We start from the raw sequence: 18706 nt of genomic DNA, 5'->3' as shown, positions 1-18706 counted from the left end.
GGGGATAGACTCCCCCCCTACCGCCCCCTAACAACTGTTTGGTAGTTGATACAGCCTGTTCAGAAATCATCTGATCACCTCTCAAAGTCCCTCTCCATCTCTGGGATCCAGATTCAGGGTGAGGGCAATGTATTCAGCGACTGGTGAACAAGCTGTATGTAGCTTATTTGTTTAGAATAATCGCCATTTGCTTTTCAGGAAGAGGAGTATATTCCGAGACTAGGCGGCGGAACTCGTCCCCCTCAATGGTTTCCTTTTCTAGGAGAACTTCTACCAACTGGTCTAGCAAAACTCGGTGTTGACGGATAAGGCGGCAGGCTTGATCATAACAGCGAAAGGCGATCGCTCTAATTTGATGATCAATCTTAGTCGCCACTTCCTCAGAATATTCCGATTGACTAGGAAAGCCTCGCCCCAAGAATACCTGTTCTCCGGGACTTTCCAAAGCCACCAATCCCAAATCAGACATCCCGTAACGAGTCACCATTTCCCGCGCCAAATTACTGACCATCTGAATATCATTACTAGCGCCAATAGTCACCTCTGCTTCACCAAATACTTCCTGTTCAGCAGCCCTTCCCCCCAAAGCAATAGTAATTTGATCAATCAACCAAGCGCGGGTATACAGACCACTATCAACCATATCCTCATTAAACATCTGTTGAGCAAAACCGCCAATTCCTCCAGACCGGGGAATAATTGTCACCTTATTAAGAGGATCAGAATTTTTCAACAGAGTCATCAGCAAAGCGTGTCCCACCTCATGATAAGCAATCAGTCGCTTTTTCTTGCTGTCGAGAAGGGGAGTTAAAGCCAAACCAATAGTAATGCGGTCAATAGCATCATCAATTTCTAAGAGGGTAATCGCTTCCTTGCGTCGTCTAGCCGTTAAAATCGCCGCTTCATTAAGTAAATTAGCCAGATCCGCCCCTGCTAATCCTGGTGTTCTGCGGGCGATCGCCTCTAGGGAAACATCATCAGCCAGCTTTTTATTGCGCGCATGAACCTGTAAAATCCCTAAACGGCCATTGTAACCAGGTAAATCAACAATCACCTGTCGGTCAAACCGTCCCGGACGCAATAGGGCTGTATCCAACACATCAGGGCGATTAGTGGCTGCAATCACAATAATTCCCGGATTACCCTCAAATCCATCCATTTCCGTCAGTAATTGGTTAAGGGTCTGTTCCCGTTCATCATTACCGCCGCCAATTCCCGCCCCCCGTTGGCGACCGACAGCATCAATTTCATCAATAAAAATCAGACAGGGGGAATTATCCTTAGCCTTTTTAAAAAGATCCCGCACCCGGGATGCACCGACCCCCACAAACATCTCCACAAATTCCGAACCAGAAATGCTGAAAAACGGAACCCCCGCTTCCCCCGCTACAGCCTTAGCTAACAGGGTTTTCCCAGTTCCCGGAGGTCCCACCAATAGCACCCCCCTAGGAATTTTCGCACCAATGGCGGTAAACTTTTCCGGGGATTTTAGGAATGTGACCACCTCTTGCAATTCTTCCTTAGCTTCTTCAATACCAGCCACATCATCAAACAGAATCCCGGTTTTCGCTTCCATTTGGAACCTAGCCTTAGATTTACCAAAATTCATCGCATTTCCCGAAGACTGGGAAGACCGCCGCAGAATCATCAGCAGAAATGCTAAGACCGCCACAATCACCAAAACATTGACCACTAAACCCATAGCCACGCTATTGTCTGCCGAAGGTCTTACCTCATAGTCTACCGGGTTTGCCCGCAGCGCGGCCATCAGTTCCGGGTTATGGTCAAATAGTGCCACATACCTAATCTGTTGTCCGTTGGCTTCGTCTGTGAATGTGACTTTAGCAAGTTGTCGTGATGGGTCTTCTTGAATTCTGATGACCTGTCCCGCTTCGATTTTCTGCAACAAGTCTGTATAACTCATCGACCCAGAATCACGATTAGCCAAAGCTGGAGTCCCCAAAAGGATACTTTGGGAAATCACCCAACCTCCCAAAATCCGCCACAAATGCTTTTTGGACATGGCTGATGATTTAACTGGTTGTCCCAATCTGTTGATCCAGGAACTTTTCATATTCACATTTACCTTTGCTGTTGCTGTATCTTTGAATCTAACCATTACTGTATAGTTTAGCCTGAGATTATGTTAGCTGCCCCCCACCTCAGCCATGATTAGGGGGAAAGTCATCGGGTTGGAGGTTGTTCTCTCCCCTGTCCTCACACCAGCCGGCAACTTGGGGCTTTGTCTGGTATTCTTATCGGTTTCGGAAAACCATCCTATAATTGAAATATATTTTTTGGGACTCAGACAGGAGAAATTTAGATGATTAATGGCGTAATCATGCAATACTTCCATTGGTACATCGATCCCGATTTGATTTTATGGAATCAACTTAAAGAAAACGCCCAAGAATTAGTCGATGCTGGTATTACCGCCCTCTGGCTTCCCCCAGCTTATAAAGGGAAGAAAGGTAAATCTGATGTGGGCTATGGTGTTTATGATTTGTATGATCTGGGGGAGTTTGATCAACAGGGAACTGTCAGAACCAAATATGGCAATCATCAACAGTATTTAGATGCTATTCATGCCGCCCAAAGTGCCGGGATTCAGGTTTACGCTGATGTGGTGGTTAATCATCGCATGGGGGCTGATGAAACTGAGGTGGTTAAAGCTACTCCTTTTGCTATGAATAATCGGATTCATCCGATTGGGGAAATGCGAGAGATTAAAGCCTATACTCATTTTACTTTTCCCGGTCGTCAAGGCAAACATTCTGATTTTCAATGGCATTGGTGGCATTTTGATGCGGTTGATTATGATGATTTTACTAAAGATTCCTCGAATATTTATCTTTTGGAAGGTAAGGTTTTTGATGATTATGTGTCGTTGGAAAAGGGGAATTTTAACTATTTAATGGGTTGTGATCTCGATTTCCAAAGTCGAGAAGTTAGGGACGAAATCACTAACTGGGCTAAATGGTATCTTGATACTACGGGGGTTAATGGTTTCCGCCTTGATGCCATTAAACATATTTCGGCTTGGTTCTTCCCAGAATGGATAGAAACCCTAGAAAATCACGTCGGTAAAGACTTGTTTATGGTAGGGAAATATTGGTATAATGACATTGATACTCTACATTGGTATGTAGATACGGTGGGGGGTCGAATGTCTGTGTTTGATGTTCCCCTACACTATAAGTTTTATTATGCCAGTAAGTCGGGGGGTAACTTCGACATGAGAACTATTCTCGATCGCACTTTTATACAGGAACGCCCCATTAATGCGGTCACCTTTGTAGAAAATCATGATTCTCAACCTTTACAAGCCTTAGAAGCACCCGTTGAACCTTGGTTTAAACCGTTGGCTTATGCGATTATTCTGCTGCGACGAGAAGGTTATCCCTGTATTTTCTATGCTGACTATTATGGCGCAGAATACGAAGATTATGGCAAAGATGGTAACAGTTATAAAATTGTTTTACCCTCCCACCGTTGGATAATTGATAAGTTATTATATGCGCGACATCATTACTCCTACGGGGAACAATACGATTACTTCGACAACTACAATGTCATCGGTTGGACTCGTTTAGGTGATGAAGAACACCCCCAAGGTATGGCTGTGATTATGAGTGATAACATTCCTGGTCAAAAATGGATGGAAGTTGGTAAACCTAATGCTAAGTTTATTGACCTGACAGAACACATCAAAGAACCTGTTTATACCAATGAATGGGGATGGGGTCACTTTTCCTGTGACGGGGGTTCTGTATCTGTTTGGGTACAGGAATAAAAATCACTGATTTCTGATGACTTAAATTAACTGGAAAACCGCCGCCAGGATATTTGGTCACCCTCCATATAGTCCTGGCGGATGCTACAATCAGATGATGGGTTAAAAGGTTTCCCAGTCGATTGCTGCTACTGCTACAGGTGCTGGGGGGGAAGCTGGAACTGGTGAGACTTGAACCGCATGATTTGTCAATTCCTGTGGCTTTTCTTGTAGTTGCGATCGCAATTGCTCCAATTCCTCTTGAGTCTGTTGTTGTTTACTGTGGGAGGACTCTAATACCTGCATGGTTTCCTGAAGTTGAGCGTGACACTTCTCTAAAAGTCCCTCCGTCTCCTCTTTTTGCGATCGCAATTGCTCCAATTCCTCTTGAGTCTGTTGTTGTTTACTGTGGGAGGACTCTAATACCTGCATGGTTTCCTGAAGTTGAGCGTGACACTTCTCTAAAAGTCCCTCCGTCTCCTCTTTTTGCGATCGCAATTGTTCCAATTCCCCTTGAGTCTGTTTGTGTTGACTGTGGGAGGACTCTAATACCTCCATAGTTTCCTGAAGTTGAGCGTGACACTTCCGTAAAAGTCCCTCCGTCTCCTCTTTTTGCGATCGCAGTGTTTGCAGATTTTGTCGCGCCTCCTGTAACTCAGCCTTAGTCTTATCAACTTCCTCAGCCGCTTCTTTTTGCATAAACTGAGCCTGTTTCAACTCCTCAGTCTTATTATTCAGCTTGTCTTTAGTTTCCTGTAACTCCTGTTGGACAGACCCCAGTTGTGCTTTTGACCCTTGCGCCTCTTGAACCTGAATATGAGCCTGTTCTAGTTCCTCTAATACCTCATCAAACTTCAACTGACCCTGCTGTAACTCCTGCTGAATGCTAGTAAATTTCTCTTTAGTTTCCTGCAACTCCTGTTGGACAGACTCCAGTTGTGCTTTTGACCGTTGCGCCTCTTGAGCCTGAATATGAGCCTGTTCCAGTTCCCCCAATACCTCATCAAACTGACACTGAGCCAGGTCTAACTGTTCAGTAGTGCTGGTTAGCTGACCTTGAATAGTCTGTAACTCTTTTTGTAGGGACTCCAGTTCCGCTTTTGACCCTTGCGCCTCCTGAATTTGAGTCTTAGCCTTTTCTAGCTCCTCAGTAGTCCTAGTTAGCTTGGCTTGAGTTTCCTGTAACTGCTGTTTGACCGACTCCAGTTCCGCTTTTGACCCTTGCGCCTCCTGAATTTGAGTCTTAGCCTGTTCCAATTCCCCCAAAACCTGATTTAACTGAGAATTGACCCGTTCCAATTCTTGCTTGCTCTCCGTATCCGAGGCTGTTTCCTGCTGAATTTGATGTAACTTAAAATGGGTTTCCTCCAGTTCCCCCAATACCTCATCAAACTGACAGTTGACCTTTTCTAACTCCTCAGTAGTGCTAGTTAGCTTGGCTTGAGTTTCCTGTAACTGCTGTTTGACCGACTCCAGTTGTGCTTTTGACCCTTGCGCCTCCTGAATTTGAGTCTTAGCCTTTTCTAACTCCTCAGTAGTGCTAGTTAGCTTGGCTTGAGTTTCCTGTAACTGCTGTTGGACCGACTCCAGTTCCGCCTTGTCCGTTTCCCCCTGCTGAATTTGAGCCTGAACCTGGTCTAACTGGGTGCGAGTGGTGTTCAAACTATCTTGAGTAGTCTGTAGCTCTTGTTGTAGGGACTCCAGTTGTGCTTTTTCCGCTTCCTGCTGGTGAATTTGAGCCTTAGCCTGCTCCAATTCCGCCAAAACCTGATTTAACTGAGACCGGACCGCTTCTAATTCCTGTTGACAGTCAGTATCATAGGCTGTTTCCTGCTGTGGAATTTGGGTCTGAGCCTGTTGGAGTTCCCCGGATACCTGTTCAAACTGAGACTGGACTCGTTCTAATTCCTCCCAAACATCACGCAATTCGGATTTAGTTTGCTCGAGTTCTTGTTGTAACTGTTCCTGAGTGGGTTTCGCCATAATGATTATCTAATTGCACAAATAAGGAATTTTGCTAACTATATGTATTCTAACGGCCGATGTTCTGAGCCAGATCTGGCAAAAAGTTGACCAGGGAGGGAAAGACGACTATCAACCCTAAAACGATAAGCTGTAGGGTGATGAATGGAATCACACCGTGATAAATGTCTTCGGTGCTGATAGACGCAGGAGCCACACCCCGTAGGTAAAATAGGGCAAAGCCAAAGGGAGGGGTGAGGAAGGAGGTTTGTAAATTAGCGCCTAATAATACCCCGAACCAGACTAAATCCATATTATAGCTTTGAGCAATGGGAAGTAAAAGGGGAACTACGATAAAGACGATCTCGAAAAAATCGATAAAGAATCCCAACAGGAATACGATTAACATGGAGATGAGCAAAAAGCCGATTTGACCCCCAGGAAGATTGAGGAACATATCTTTAACTACGTTGTCTCCCCCTAGTCCCCGAAATACTAAACTAAAAGCTCGTGAACCTATCAGGATAAATATTACCATACTGGTGGTTCGTAGGGTGGCATCACAAGCGCGATATAGGTTGTCTCTGGTCAGTTGACGGTTAAAAGCGGCTAGGATAATTGCTCCGACACATCCCACGGCTCCGGCTTCTGTGGGTGTGGCTATGCCAAAAAATATACTTCCCAAGATTAACAAAATCAGTAATATGGGCGGAATTAATACTTTGATGATTCGCTGTTTGAGACCGGGTGCTGTGATGACTTCTGTGGGTAAGGCGGGGGCGAGATCCGGGCGTAACCAGGAGGCGATCGCTACATGAATAATAAAGGCGGTGGTCATTAATAATCCGGGAATTACTGAGCCAATAAATAGGTTGCCAACGGAAATTCCTAATTGATCTCCTAGGACTACTAAGACTACACTGGGGGGGATGATTTGCCCTAGGGTTCCTGATGCTACAATTACTCCGGCGGCGAGTCTGGGATTATAGCTGTAGCGTACCATGGTGGGGAGGGAAATTAAGCCCATAGCTATGACGGTGGCGGCGACTACTCCGGTGGTGGCGGCTAGGAGTCCTCCTACTATAATTACTGCGATCGCTAATCCTCCCCGCATTCTTCCGAATAATATTCCCATGGTTTCTAACAGGTTTTCCGCTATGCCTGTTTTTTCTAGCATTGAACCTAGGAAAATAAAATAGGGAATTGCCAGCAGTGTAAAATTGTTCATAATCCCAAATATCTGCTGTGGCATGGCTGACCATAAAATGGGGTCAAATACTCCGAAAATTATGCCAATTAGGGTGAAAATTAAGGCGACACCACCCAGGGAAAAAGCCACCGGATAGCCTAATGCTAACACTATTAAAGCCACGATAAACATGGCAATACTCAACCATTCAACATTCATGCGATCGCTATTTAGCTGAAAATGTCCACAACCAGAAACAAAACTTTTGTATAGTATCATATTCCGGTAACACATACTTGTTAACCTCCATAACTGATGATTAGCCCCCAATGCTCACTTTTGACCGGAAAACTGTATTAATAGCTACATTTTTTGCGGTTGACTTAGCCTAGGATACACGACTAGCCTTAAAGTTAAGTAAAAGTTAAGACCATTTCTCTGTCACCAAGTTAGCTAAGGGTAAATGCTTAATTAAGTCTATGGGCTTGAGTAGATTTATCCATGGTAAAACTAAGCTTGGTGGTATGTAATCGGTCTTAAATTTACTCAAGTAGCATCAACTCTCGGAAATTGGCTAGTAATTAAAAATAAATTGTCAAACTTGTGAGAATTTCCGGCTTCGATTAGTTCCCGTTACAACTGGTAAAATTGATATGATAAACAGAAGATTAGGGCGACGCAAGTTTTTATTGTATGGATCGGCTACCTTGGGTGCTAGTGTACTCTTAAAAGCCTGTGGTACTCCCTCGGAAGATGCCACAACTCAAACTACAGGCGATACGATTAAGGTGGGTATTCTCCACTCTTTAAGTGGAACTATGGCAATTAGTGAAACCACGGTTGTGGAAGCGGAAAAAATGGCGATCGCTGAAATAAATGCAGCCGGAGGTGTGTTAGGAAAACAGATTGAAGCAGTAGTTGAAGATGGCGCTTCTGACTGGCCGACCTTTGCCGAAAAAGCCGAAAAACTCATTGACCAAGACCAAGTGGTTACCGTTTTTGGTTGCTGGACTTCTGCCAGTCGTAAAGCAGTTAAAGATGTGTTTGAATCCCGGAACCATATGTTATGGTATCCCGTGCAATATGAAGGTCAGGAATGTTCTCGGAATATTTTTTATACTGGGGCTGCACCCAATCAACAAATTGAACCAGCGGTCGATTGGCTATTAGAAAATAAAGGTCGAGAGTTCTTTTTGGTCGGGTCTGACTATGTGTTCCCCCGCACAGCCAACACCATTATTAAAGAACAGCTTATGGCTAAAGGTGGCACTACCGTCGGGGAAGATTATCTACCTTTAGGAAATACAGAAGTTACCGGAATCATTACCAAGATTAGGCAGGCATTGCCCAACGGTGGAGTTATTTTTAATAGCCTAAATGGTGATAGTAATGTCGCTTTCTTTAAACAGCTACAGGGTTCAGGATTAACACCGGATTTATACCCGGTTATGTCCGTGAGTATCGCTGAGGAAGAAGTGCGACAAATCGGCCGAGAGTTCCTCATTGGACACTATGCCTCTTGGAACTATTTTCAAACTGTAGAGACCCCAGAAAATCAGACTTGGGTGGAGGCATTTAAGGCTAAACATGGTCAAGACCGGGTTACTAATGACCCCATGGAGGCTGCTTATACTATGGTTTATCTGTGGAAACAAGCAGTTGAACAAGCCGGGACAGCGGACGATTTAGAAGCCGTTAGGGCGGCGGCAATAGGTCAGCAATTACAAGCCCCCCATGGGTTAGTAACTCTTAATCCTAATCATCACTTATCTAAGACTGTGAGAATTGGTCAAATCCGTGATGATGGTTTATTTGATATTATCTGGTCTTCCGATGGTCCGGTTGAACCATTACCCTGGAATCAGTATGTTCCTAGCACCAGGGGTTATGCCTGCGATTGGACTGACCCCGCCCGTGGCGAAAGATTCCGAATGGAAGGGGTTTAAAGGTTCCTAAATTAAGGGCAACTCGGAAGGGTTGCCCTTTCCTAAATAGCCTGAATCTATGTTGTTTAAATCTTGAAAAATGCAAGAACTTGCGATCGCTTTTTTTAATGGCATCAGTATCGGTTCCGTCTTACTCCTAGCGGCTTTAGGACTCTCAATCACCTTTGGATTAATGGGGGTAATTAATCTCGCCCACGGAGAGTTAATGATGCTGGGTGCTTATGCCACATTTGTTGTGCAGAATATCTTTAGACCCCTGGGAGAACCCCTGTTTAATTTCTATATAATCCTGGCTATTCCCGTCGCCTTCATTGTCGCCGCTTTAGTCGGGTTCTTCTTAGAAAGAGGCGTGATTCGATACCTATATGGCAGACCTTTAGAAACCTTATTAGCCACTTGGGGGGTTAGTCTAATTCTACGCCAATTTGTCCGTAGTGTCAACTGGCAAATGGTAATTGGTTTGGGCTTATTTTGCCTCTTGTTTTTTGGGGGGTTATTCTGGGTTAAGCGTCGCCAGGACTGGGAGAAAATTCGCAATTGGGCTATGGGGGTTTTGTTAGTCTTATCTATCGGAATTTCTACAACCGCTAGTATTCTGATTGGTAACGCGGCTGGACAAGTTTTGACTCGACCCTGGTTTAGCGCCCGAAATGTCGATGTTACCGCCCCCGCTTGGTTACGAGGAGGGTTCGCCCTAGGGAATTTTCAAGTTCCTTATGCGCGGGTATTTATTATTATTCTGGGGTTGGTATGTTTGGGGTTGATTTACCTATTTCTTAATCGCTCTAATTGGGGTTTAAGGATTAGGTCAGTAACTCAAAATCGCCAAATGAGTGCTTGTCTGGGTATCCCTACAGACCAGGTTGATGCTTTGACATTTGCCATGGGTTCGGGACTGGCTGGGGTAGCAGGTTGTGCGATTACTTTATTGGGTTCAGTTGGACCGAATACCGGACAAAATTATATCGTTGATACCTTTATGGTGGTGGTAGTTGGTGGGGTGGGAAATTTGCTGGGGACGGTGTTAGCCGCTTTAGTTATTGGTAGCTTAATTTATTTGATTGGTTCGGGAACATTGGCGTTCTTATTATCCTCTGTGGATGTTCTACAGCCTGTGGTCGATTTCTTGAGTTTCTTTGCGACAACCAGTATGTCTAAGGTGTTAGTCTTTGCGCTAATTATTGCCTTTTTGCAAATTAAACCTGCTGGAATTTTCCCGCCGAAAGGCAGAACTGCTGAGTTGTAGATGGGAATTTGCGAACACTTGAAAAATCAACATCTTATCCATGGTTAATTAAGGTTAATTTGGTCATATATATGAATCAGGAAATCGGTAGGGTCGCCCAACAAAAACAGAAGCAACAACAGCGACTCATTGAAATTGGGGTAATTATAGCGATCGCTATTATTTTGGGTGTGATAATGCCTTTAGCTTTGCAACCCTTTAGATTAAAGCTATTGGGGCGTTTCTTATCTCTATCTATTGTCGCCCTCGGTATTGATTTAATCTGGGGATATACAGGGCTGCTAAGTTTAGGACATGGCATCTTTTTTAGCCTGGGAGGATACGCCCTGGCTATGTATTTACAGTTACAGCTTCCAGAAGGTCAAATACCTGACTTTTTTATGCTGTATGGAGTTGAACAACTCCCCTGGTTTTGGGAACCCTTTTATTCCTTTCCGTTTACCCTAGTTGCCATCTTTTTGATTCCGGGTATAGTGGCGGCAATATTGGGATATTTGGTATTTCGTAACCGCATTAAAGGGGTTTACTTTTCCATCCTCACCCAGGCGGCTTTGCTGGTATTTTTTCATCTGTTTAACGGTCAACAAAAATATATCAACGGAAGCAATGGACTCAAAACAGATACCACTATGATTTTTGGGACTCAGGCGGGTTCCCCCGCCGCCCAACTGGTATTTTATGAATTGTCTATTCTGTTGATGATTTTAATTTATTTACTGTGTCGGTGGCTGACCAGTGGGAGGTTTGGGCGTTTATTGGTAGCCATTCGAGATGATGAAAATCGGGTGAGATTTTCCGGCTATGACCCCACCGGGTTTAAGGTTTTGGTCTTTGCTATTTCTGGGGCGATCGCCGGAATTGCTGGGGCATTATATACTGTTCAAAGTGGTATTATCACCCCTAGTTTTATGGAGGTAGCCTTTTCTATTGAAATGGTGATTTGGGTCGCCGTTGGTGGTAGGGCGACTCTGGTGGGGGCGATTTTGGGAACTGTCTTAGTTCGCCTCGGTCAAACCTTCCTCAGTGAACAATTCCCCCAAGTTTGGCTGTTTTTTCAAGGCGCATTATTCTTAATTGTGGTGACAGTTCTCCCTAGTGGTATAGTGGGATGGTTACGGACAGATGGTTGGGAATATATGCGATCGCTATTAGGTTTCCGACAGCCCATAATGACCTACCCTCAACTAGAAGAAGACCCAGAATTGCAACTAGAACGCGAAGAACTTGAGAGTTAATATTGAGTGGATTAATGGACTGGCAATGAACATCTTAGAAATCGAAAATGTTACCGTCAATTTTGATGGATTTAAAGCTCTCAATAACCTTAACTTTAGCATGAAAGCTGGGGAATTGCGGGTAATTATCGGTCCTAATGGTGCGGGAAAAACCACCTTTTTAGATACCATCACCGGAAAAGTTCAACCCACCGAAGGACAAGTTAAATTTAAGGGGCGGAATTTACGAAATATCCCGGAATATAAAATCGCCCGGCTAGGAATTGGTCGCAAGTTTCAGACTCCCAGAGTTTATCTAAATTTGACCGTAGCCGAAAATTTGGTTCTGGTGGTTAATCAAAATAAAAATGTGTTTCCCACCCTATTTCGTCGCCCTATTTCTGGGGAAAAACGAACGGTGGCGGGACTGTTGGAAACGGTGGGTTTAGCAGCCAAAGGAGATTTAAAAGCGGAATTTTTAGCCCACGGTGAAAAGCAGCGCCTAGAAATTGGTATGCTAGTCGCCCAGTCCCCCGATTTATTATTAGTTGATGAACCGGTGGCGGGACTAACTGATGAGGAAACGGAAAACGTCGGTAATTTATTGTTAGCCTTAGCGGAAAGCCACTCAATTATTGTGATTGAACATGATATGGAATTTGTCCGACAAATAGCGCGTCAGGTGACAGTATTACATCAAGGTTCGGTTTTGTGTGAGGGAAATATGGAACAGGTGCAAAATGACCCCAGAGTGATTGAGGTTTATTTAGGAAAAGAGGAGTAAGTAAAATGACATCAACTCAAGCGGATATCCAACCCCATATTATCCCATCAAACCTAATGTTACAGGTTTCTGGTGTGAATGTTTATTACGGAGAAAGCCACATTTTACGCGATGTTGATTTAAGTGTTCCGGTCGGGGAGATGGTTTGTCTAATTGGTCGTAATGGTGTGGGAAAAACTACCTTATTAAAAACCATCATGGGACTACTCAAACCCCGCACCGGACAGGTAAAATTTGCCGATGTTCCCATTACCCAAATTCCCACCCACAAACGGGCTAAATTAGGCATTGGTTATGTTCCCCAAGGGCGAGAAATTATCCCCCGCGTCACGGTGCAGGAAAATCTCCTGTTAGGCTTAGAAGCCTCTGGGGAAGTCGGGAGAGGTAAAAGAGAAATACCAGAGGATATTTTTGATTTATTCCCAGTGTTAAAAACTATGCTGTCTCGTATGGGGGGAGACCTTAGCGGTGGTCAGCAGCAACAGTTAGCGATCGCCAGGGCGTTAATGGGAAAGCCACGTCTATTAGTCTTAGATGAACCCACAGAGGGCATTCAACCTTCAATTATCCTAGAAATTGAAGCAGCGGTGCGGCGGATTATTGAAACTAGGGGAATTTCTGTGCTATTGGTGGAACAGCATTTACACTTTGTCCGCCAAGCCGATCGCTATTATGCCATGCAAAAAGGCGGAATAGTTGCCTCTGGCTTAACCGAAGATCTCAGCGCGGAACTAATTAAAGAGTTTTTGGCGGTCTAAATGCCACCATTAATCATCTGACGTATTTCTAAAGCAGTTGCTGGGGCTAATAACACGCCGTTGCGGTAGTGTCCCGTAGCGAGTAGGACATTACCAAAACCCGCCAAAGGACCGATAACGGGGGCGGGTCTACCTTCGGGACGGGGCCTTAGCCCATGCCATTGGTGGATAATTTCCCCTTGGGCGAGGGCGGGACAAATAGCGATCGCCCTTTCCAGAAGAAAATCAACTTGTTGTAGTTGCGGTTGGACTTCCCCGCTGGGGTCTGGAAATTCCACGGTTGCACCCACCCAATATTCAGAACCCCCCAAAGGTACAATATGCACATCATCTCCTGTAATCACAGGTTGGGGATGATTACCCCCCAAAGGTTCACGAAAGCGGAACTTGAGGGCTTGTCCGAGGACGGGTTTAATGGTTAACCCAGAGGGCAAAGATTGGCTCTGAAGTAGGGGTGTAGTCCCCAAACCCGCCGCCACCACCACCCAGTCAGCCGGAAGGCTTCCAGAGTCAGTATTTAGGCGCTGACAGAGTTTCTGACCATGACCCAACTGGGTAATTTCCCAGCCCTCGACATTAACACCAAAGTTAAATGTAGCCCCATTTTTTTGGGCGGCTTCGACCAAAGCCTTAGTTATGGTTGTGGGGTTAACTTGACGATCGCTTGGGGAATATATAGCCCCTGTGACTCGCGAACAATCAATCTGGGGATAATGCGATCGCACAGTTGGCTGATCCATTAACTCCAGATGAAAACCTTGTTCACGGCGGATAGTAGCTAATTCCTGCCAACGATGCCAATTTTCCCCCTCAAACCCTAACATCAAAATCCCTTGGCGGTTAAAAGGAATGGCATACCCATTACAGGCTTCCAATTCAGGAATTAGGGTTTCATAGCGAGCCATACTGTCGCGCCGTAAAGCCCAAGCCCGCCCCTTGGTTTTGTGACTGATGACCCCCATTAATACCCCCAAAGCGGCGGCGGTTGACTGGGTAGCGGGTGGATGACGATCTACCACGGTGACGGTTAACCCCGACACCAGACTAAGTTCATAGGCGATCGCCGCCCCGATAATGCCACACCCGACAATCACAACCCTAGTCATAAGCCACTATACCGCCTTCCCTAACTACCTATTCCCTAAACTTGGGGAAATTTGCTCAAAAACAAATCCAGGTCTTTCAGGGCTTCCTGATAGCTGATAGCAGCCTGTTGGCGATCGGCTTTAGCCGCCGCCTCACTCATATCCTGTAAATGCTCAAACACCTCGCGGGACAACTTGCGGGCTTCTGGTTGTTCATTGGGAAGTAGGTTGCGAACTACATAGTTCATTTCCTGAAGTACAGTACCAAAGGGACCGTGAGCAAAATTATCGATATTGATCCAGTCACCCTTTTGGATATAACCTGCCAGTTCTGTGGTGGAGCGATCGCGTATAGCCGCGATATTAGACTTATACTCCTGGATTTTTTCAAGCTGAATACTGCTATAGCTGGGAGGTTCCACCGCCACAGGAGAACTGCAACCCACCACGAAGGCGGTTACAAATGCCAAAACACAAGCCAAAATTGAACGATAACGCTTCATAACCAAAATTGTTTTTTTGAAATCTGCTCCGATTTGCACAAAGCACAAACGGTTTAACAAACCATTGTGGCAGAAAACATCTACCACAGCTTATTGAATTGATAAATTAGGCTAAACACAGGGTCAAGCTACCCTTTGGGTCGGAATTGCTTTTCTACCAAACTGGCTATGATATCTCTGGGCATTAACCGAGGTAAGTTGACAATAATCTGATTAGAGATGCCTCCGGTCACCAGGGTAGAGTCTTTTTTGTCTAAGCTAGAGAGGGTTTCCTTCACCACTTCGGCGGCGCTGGCATAATTGTTACCAGAGCTTTTCATGGACTGGGGAAATTCGGCATTTTCAAAAAAATTCGATTCTGTCGGGCCAGGACAAAGGCATAAAATCCGCACCCCTGTATCCTGATTTTCTGCCCATATAGCCTGACTAAAGTTGACCACAAAGGCTTTAGTGGCAGAGTATACAGACATATAGGGTAGGGCTTGATATCCGGCGATCGATGATACATTGACGATCGCCCCAAAGCGGCGGGCTTTCATCACCCCCAGGAATAGATAGGTCAACTCTACCAGGACGGTAACATTGAGTTGCACCATTGCCAATTGTTTAGTGAGCGATCGCTCATCCAAAGGTCCATAGTCCCCAAACCCGGCATTATTCACCAGCAGATCCACCGTCTCAGGTCCCCCCGCCACCTGGTCAAAGATTACCTGTCCGGCGTTGGCTTCGGTGAGGTCTTGGCTGATTACCTGGACTTTTACCCCATATTGGGATTGTAACTCCCCGGCTAACTTTTCCAGTTTATCTTGCGATCGGGCTACCAAAACCAGATCGCCCTTTTGGGCTGCTATTTGTCTAGCAAAGGTTTCACCAATACCGAATGAAGCCCCTGTTACTAACGCTTTTTGGATTTGCATGATGTGATCTTCAAATATTACCGTTGACGCAGAATGCCAAACACACAAGTATACCCATGCAAAAATGTAGCATTTCCCACGGGTCCGATTTCACCATTACAGAAAAATCCCGTTAGGGGTATTTTAAAATACTCCCGAAACAGATTCGAGTCAAAATCTGGCTGACCATAAAGATTTTCTCCCCGTCCCAAACAGGAAAATATCAGCGCCCCTTCCGTGGCCACTGGTGCCGTCGTTTCTGTCAGCTTCTGGTGACCACTTAGCAAGCCTTTCAAGTCTTCCGCAGAAGTGCGACTATCGCGCAAATGAAACTGAATGCGTTGTCCTGGTCTAACGCGATCGCCTATAGCCATAGCCCCCACTCTGGGGTCAACTCCCATCAAATTACGAATTAAAAAATCCCCCGATTCTAATTTAGCTTTAAACTCATCGCGCGCCACACCCACAAATAACGAATTTTGAGCCAGTTTGCGGTCATCTTCCCCCAATTCCGCTATCAATTCCTGTAGTGCTTCTAAAGGCGCAACTTCACGGCGATCGTTAATATTCAGACCATCAGTTTCCGAACATTTCTCCACCGTCAAGATAATATTTCTTTCCCCTTCACTCACCCGATAAGGCTCCCCAATGGGACGACATCCCTGGGCGACAATAGTTTCCAAGACAATATTTCCCGTTAAGGCCACTCCCACAGCTTCAGCAGAGTACATCTCGCCGTTACAAAATACAGCCGTCGCCCGACCCATCATCCCAGAACTAGCTAATCCTCCCACTTTCGGCGATTCTGGATAGGCATAATCTAACCCTTGGAGTAGATCATTAATCTTCCCATAAAACGGGTCAATCAACAAAATAAATTGAGGGTCATTTTGGGGATGAACCCCAATTAATTCTACCCAGTCCTCTGGGGGGTTATCTAAATCAGGTAGATCATTGGTATTTAGATGAAACGGACAAATATCAACCCCCGGAAGATGGGCTAAACATAAGCATAATGCGGGTTTACCCTCGATTTCTTTTACCTGTGTTTCCGTCTGCATACCAACTATACCGCCACCTGTACAGCCAATTAGCACCCGCACCGAAAGCTGTTCCGCTAATAATGGCATGAGTCTGGGATAATCACTGCTAAACGCCGAAGAGATAAACACCAAACCTAGATCTGGCGAAGATTTCAGCGATTCTTGACATTGTTTAACTACCTCCGTCACTGCTGCTTCTAACGATGGACGAGTGGAAATCGCGCTGACCCACTCCATGGGTCCTGTTGTATTTATCATTATCCTAAAGTTGCTATCACGTAAAACTCCTGGGAGGGTTGGAAGCTCCGTGATTGATCACGGAGAGGAAAACCGACTCAAGCGGCTGACCGCCGCCAGCACCCCCTTGCGGGGTGGAGGGGTATGGTTGCCCCTCCATGGAGCTATGGTTGGCTCCGACTCCCTTGCGGGGTAATGTTTGCGCTTGCGCTAACGCGCACGCTGCGCGAACGCCAATGTTCAGAGTCGGTACTATCCAAATCGCACGTCCTTAACCCCTTAGAGATGTTTAACGATTCGGTTCTAGGGCCTGGAACTAGCACGCATTCCAGGGTAGGAACTTTAACTCTTGCTCTGAACGGAGCCAGTTAAGGCTATAGCTGGTCAGCTACCTGAAAGGGGGGCACGAAGCCCCCGTGCTTCAGCCGGGGGTGCTGACTTGATTTATGGTGGGTTACGAGAAATATTAAAAGATTACTTCCGATTTTGGGTTGACGCTTTCGAGTGATCTATTACAAACTATGGGCAGCCTAAATCGATCTGATGTAGGGAACTATCTCAATGATTGCCTGCTATGATAGTTGATTGGGTCAGGCTTTTGGTAAAATTTGTAAGATTGGACAAGAGGTTATATGAACAACAACATTGACGAAATCATCGAAAAAGAACGGGAAGAAGCCCGTATCATCTGTGATATCAAAGGCGGAACCTCCCCAGAGTGTGCCGCGGCTTGGGATGCTGTAGAAGAAGTTCAGGCGGAGTCGGCTCATAAAAAGCAAAAACCCAAGAAAAGCTCTTTTGAGGTTTATTGTGACAATAACCCAGAAGCCGCAGAGTGCCGGCTTTACGACGATTAACTGCCCCTGGTTTACCTAACTCCCCTAGCCTTGGCTAAATCGCCATGCTAGGGGGCATCCTTGACCCATAATGGGTCATATTTTTTCGGTTTTGGGAAAACTGACCGAAATTGTCTTGGGTCGCTCCTGCACTGTCTCAGCACTCTCTATCAAAATATAATGTTAAACCCCATATCCATAGCTGCTACTCCGTCAAGTCTGGAGACTTGGGTTTGGATGGATTACAGACTCGCGGTTATATTTACGATTATCCTTCCCCTAATTTTACTGATTTGGGCTCTCGTCAAAAAGCTGGAAGCTATTACTCACCTGTTGATTATCTATTGGCGGGTCGCTAGTCTGTTGATGATTACCCTTTATCTGATGATCGCCGCTATCCCCATAGGTTTTATTTGTGCGATCGCTTCTCGTATCCTCATTCCAATTAGTTTATGGTTTTGGGTCGATCTCAATGAGGAAATCGAGGATATGCAGCCTTCCCCCTTAAAATTGACCCTCACCAGTTGGCGATGGGCTATTACTGTTTATAATGCGATCGGGGCCTTGATTTTTCTCCCTTCCCTCCGATGTGCTTTTTTAGGCGCTGAGGATTTATTGGCTGACCCCGGCTGTAGAATTTGGCTTGACCCCCCTTGGATGTATAAAGAGATTTTTCATCCCGGTTGGAATCCCCCATTTTTGGGCTTTTTGGCAATTGTCGGCCTCTTAATTTATGTCGGATGTTTTGCCTATTTTGTTGTCATTCGTCTCGGAAGACAGGGACGTTCTGCTACCGGAAATTAATCTGATGCAAGATACCTTGGAAAATTACACCAAAAAACATCCTGGGGAAGTTTTGCTCGTGCGGGTCTCAGTTGACGGCGAATTAGATGAGATTGCCATTTTTAAGGGTTTTTCTAGTTCTCTCATGCGACCTACTGCTTTTGACCCGGATATTCCCGTTTTACCTGACCATGCCGAAATTTTGGAGATAGATCGCCTCGTCAGTCCCTATGACCCCGCCAACCCTAAATATATTCAACGAGGATTGACTTGGGATACAATGCACAGCCTACTCTAGCCACTTTTTCCCACTTCCATGATCACCCCGCATCATCACGTAAAACTCCTGGGAGGGTTGGAAGCTCCGTGATTGATCACGGAGAGGAAAACCGACTCAAGCGGCTAAAGCCGCCAGCACCCCCTTGCGGGGTGGAGGGGTATGGTTGCCCCTC

The 18706-nt window shown here is 45.5% G+C and carries 17 protein-coding genes; 10 read left to right on the top strand and 7 right to left on the bottom strand.

Going from position 1 to position 18706, the window contains the following annotated elements; genetic code table 11:
- Positions 1-163 precede the first annotated feature (163 nt).
- Positions 164-2074, bottom strand: a complete 1911-nt coding sequence (gene ftsH, locus XZ46_RS02195; RefSeq protein ID WP_196797698.1) for an ATP-dependent zinc metalloprotease FtsH — start codon at positions 2072-2074, stop codon at positions 164-166.
- A gap of 249 nt (positions 2075-2323) precedes the next feature.
- On the opposite strand from ftsH, the gene XZ46_RS02190 reads away from it, so the two are divergent.
- The gene (locus XZ46_RS02190; RefSeq protein WP_006621806.1) at positions 2324-3793 is read left to right on the top strand and encodes an alpha-amylase; all 1470 of its coding nucleotides are present in this window, start codon (positions 2324-2326) and stop codon (positions 3791-3793) included.
- A 102-nt stretch (positions 3794-3895) separates the two neighbouring features.
- Here XZ46_RS02190 and XZ46_RS02185 read toward each other — a convergent pair whose 3' ends face one another.
- On the bottom strand, positions 3896-5755 hold the full coding sequence (locus tag XZ46_RS02185) for a hypothetical protein (RefSeq protein ID WP_008056723.1): 1860 nt from the start codon (positions 5753-5755) through the stop codon (positions 3896-3898).
- Positions 5756-5804: 49 nt separating this feature from the next.
- Positions 5805-7142, bottom strand: coding sequence for a TRAP transporter large permease (locus XZ46_RS02180; protein ID WP_008056725.1), 1338 nt, complete (start codon positions 7140-7142; stop codon positions 5805-5807).
- A gap of 434 nt (positions 7143-7576) precedes the next feature.
- Here XZ46_RS02180 and urtA point away from each other — a divergent pair, with 434 nt between their 5' ends.
- The 5 genes from urtA (at position 7577) to urtE (ending at position 12871) form a co-directional block, all read left to right on the top strand.
- A complete protein-coding gene (gene urtA, locus XZ46_RS02175) occupies positions 7577-8869 on the top strand; it encodes an urea ABC transporter substrate-binding protein (protein WP_008056729.1) in 1293 nt (430 codons plus the stop codon).
- Between the two features lie 79 nt (positions 8870-8948).
- Entirely contained in the window at positions 8949-10115 is a 1167-nt protein-coding gene (locus XZ46_RS02170; protein ID WP_006621810.1) for an ABC transporter permease subunit, read from the top strand.
- A 71-nt stretch (positions 10116-10186) separates the two neighbouring features.
- Positions 10187-11350 (top strand): urea ABC transporter permease subunit UrtC, encoded by a 1164-nt coding sequence (urtC, locus tag XZ46_RS02165; protein WP_008056731.1) that lies wholly within the window; start codon positions 10187-10189, stop codon positions 11348-11350.
- A gap of 25 nt (positions 11351-11375) precedes the next feature.
- Positions 11376-12113, top strand: coding sequence for an urea ABC transporter ATP-binding protein UrtD (gene urtD / locus XZ46_RS02160; protein WP_008056733.1), 738 nt, complete (start codon positions 11376-11378; stop codon positions 12111-12113).
- Between the two features lie 5 nt (positions 12114-12118).
- Positions 12119-12871: an urea ABC transporter ATP-binding subunit UrtE gene (gene urtE / locus XZ46_RS02155; RefSeq protein WP_006621814.1), complete on the top strand. Its 753-nt coding sequence runs from the start codon at positions 12119-12121 to the stop codon at positions 12869-12871.
- Here urtE and XZ46_RS02150 read toward each other — a convergent pair.
- From XZ46_RS02150 to XZ46_RS02135, 4 genes are all read right to left on the bottom strand, one after another.
- On the bottom strand, positions 12868-13977 hold the full coding sequence (locus XZ46_RS02150; protein WP_006621815.1) for an NAD(P)/FAD-dependent oxidoreductase: 1110 nt from the start codon (positions 13975-13977) through the stop codon (positions 12868-12870). The two genes, urtE and XZ46_RS02150, sit on opposite strands and share 4 nt — an antisense overlap.
- A gap of 35 nt (positions 13978-14012) precedes the next feature.
- Positions 14013-14459: a photosystem II protein PsbQ gene (gene psbQ, locus XZ46_RS02145; RefSeq protein ID WP_006668826.1), complete on the bottom strand. Its 447-nt coding sequence runs from the start codon at positions 14457-14459 to the stop codon at positions 14013-14015.
- Positions 14460-14587: 128 nt separating this feature from the next.
- Complete coding sequence (locus XZ46_RS02140; RefSeq protein WP_006621817.1) at positions 14588-15376, bottom strand: SDR family NAD(P)-dependent oxidoreductase; 789 nt, start codon at positions 15374-15376, stop codon at positions 14588-14590.
- A 17-nt stretch (positions 15377-15393) separates the two neighbouring features.
- Positions 15394-16635: an FIST signal transduction protein gene (locus XZ46_RS02135; RefSeq protein ID WP_008056737.1), complete on the bottom strand. Its 1242-nt coding sequence runs from the start codon at positions 16633-16635 to the stop codon at positions 15394-15396.
- Here XZ46_RS02135 and XZ46_RS36210 point away from each other — a divergent pair.
- The 4 genes from XZ46_RS36210 to XZ46_RS02115 all read left to right on the top strand — a co-directional run bounded on the left by XZ46_RS36210 (position 16634) and on the right by XZ46_RS02115 (position 18552).
- Positions 16634-16831, top strand: a complete 198-nt coding sequence (locus XZ46_RS36210; RefSeq protein ID WP_035758802.1) for a hypothetical protein — start codon at positions 16634-16636, stop codon at positions 16829-16831. The two genes, XZ46_RS02135 and XZ46_RS36210, sit on opposite strands and share 2 nt — an antisense overlap.
- 436 nt (positions 16832-17267) lie before the next feature.
- Entirely contained in the window at positions 17268-17492 is a 225-nt protein-coding gene (locus tag XZ46_RS02125; RefSeq protein WP_006668828.1) for a Calvin cycle protein CP12, read from the top strand.
- Between the two features lie 216 nt (positions 17493-17708).
- Positions 17709-18275, top strand: coding sequence for a DUF3177 family protein (locus tag XZ46_RS02120; RefSeq protein WP_006621821.1), 567 nt, complete (start codon positions 17709-17711; stop codon positions 18273-18275).
- Between the two features lie 4 nt (positions 18276-18279).
- Positions 18280-18552 carry a DUF7734 family protein gene (locus XZ46_RS02115; RefSeq protein ID WP_008056743.1) on the top strand — a complete coding sequence of 91 codons (273 nt, stop codon included), beginning with the start codon at positions 18280-18282 and terminating at the stop codon, positions 18550-18552.
- Positions 18553-18706 lie beyond the last annotated feature (154 nt).

The organism is Limnospira indica PCC 8005, assembly GCF_000973065.1.
Taxonomy (GTDB): Bacteria; Cyanobacteriota; Cyanobacteriia; order Cyanobacteriales; family Microcoleaceae; genus Limnospira; species Limnospira fusiformis.
The sequence above is the reverse complement of the archived record's forward strand: the minus strand, read 5'-3'. Positions and strand labels throughout refer to the sequence as shown.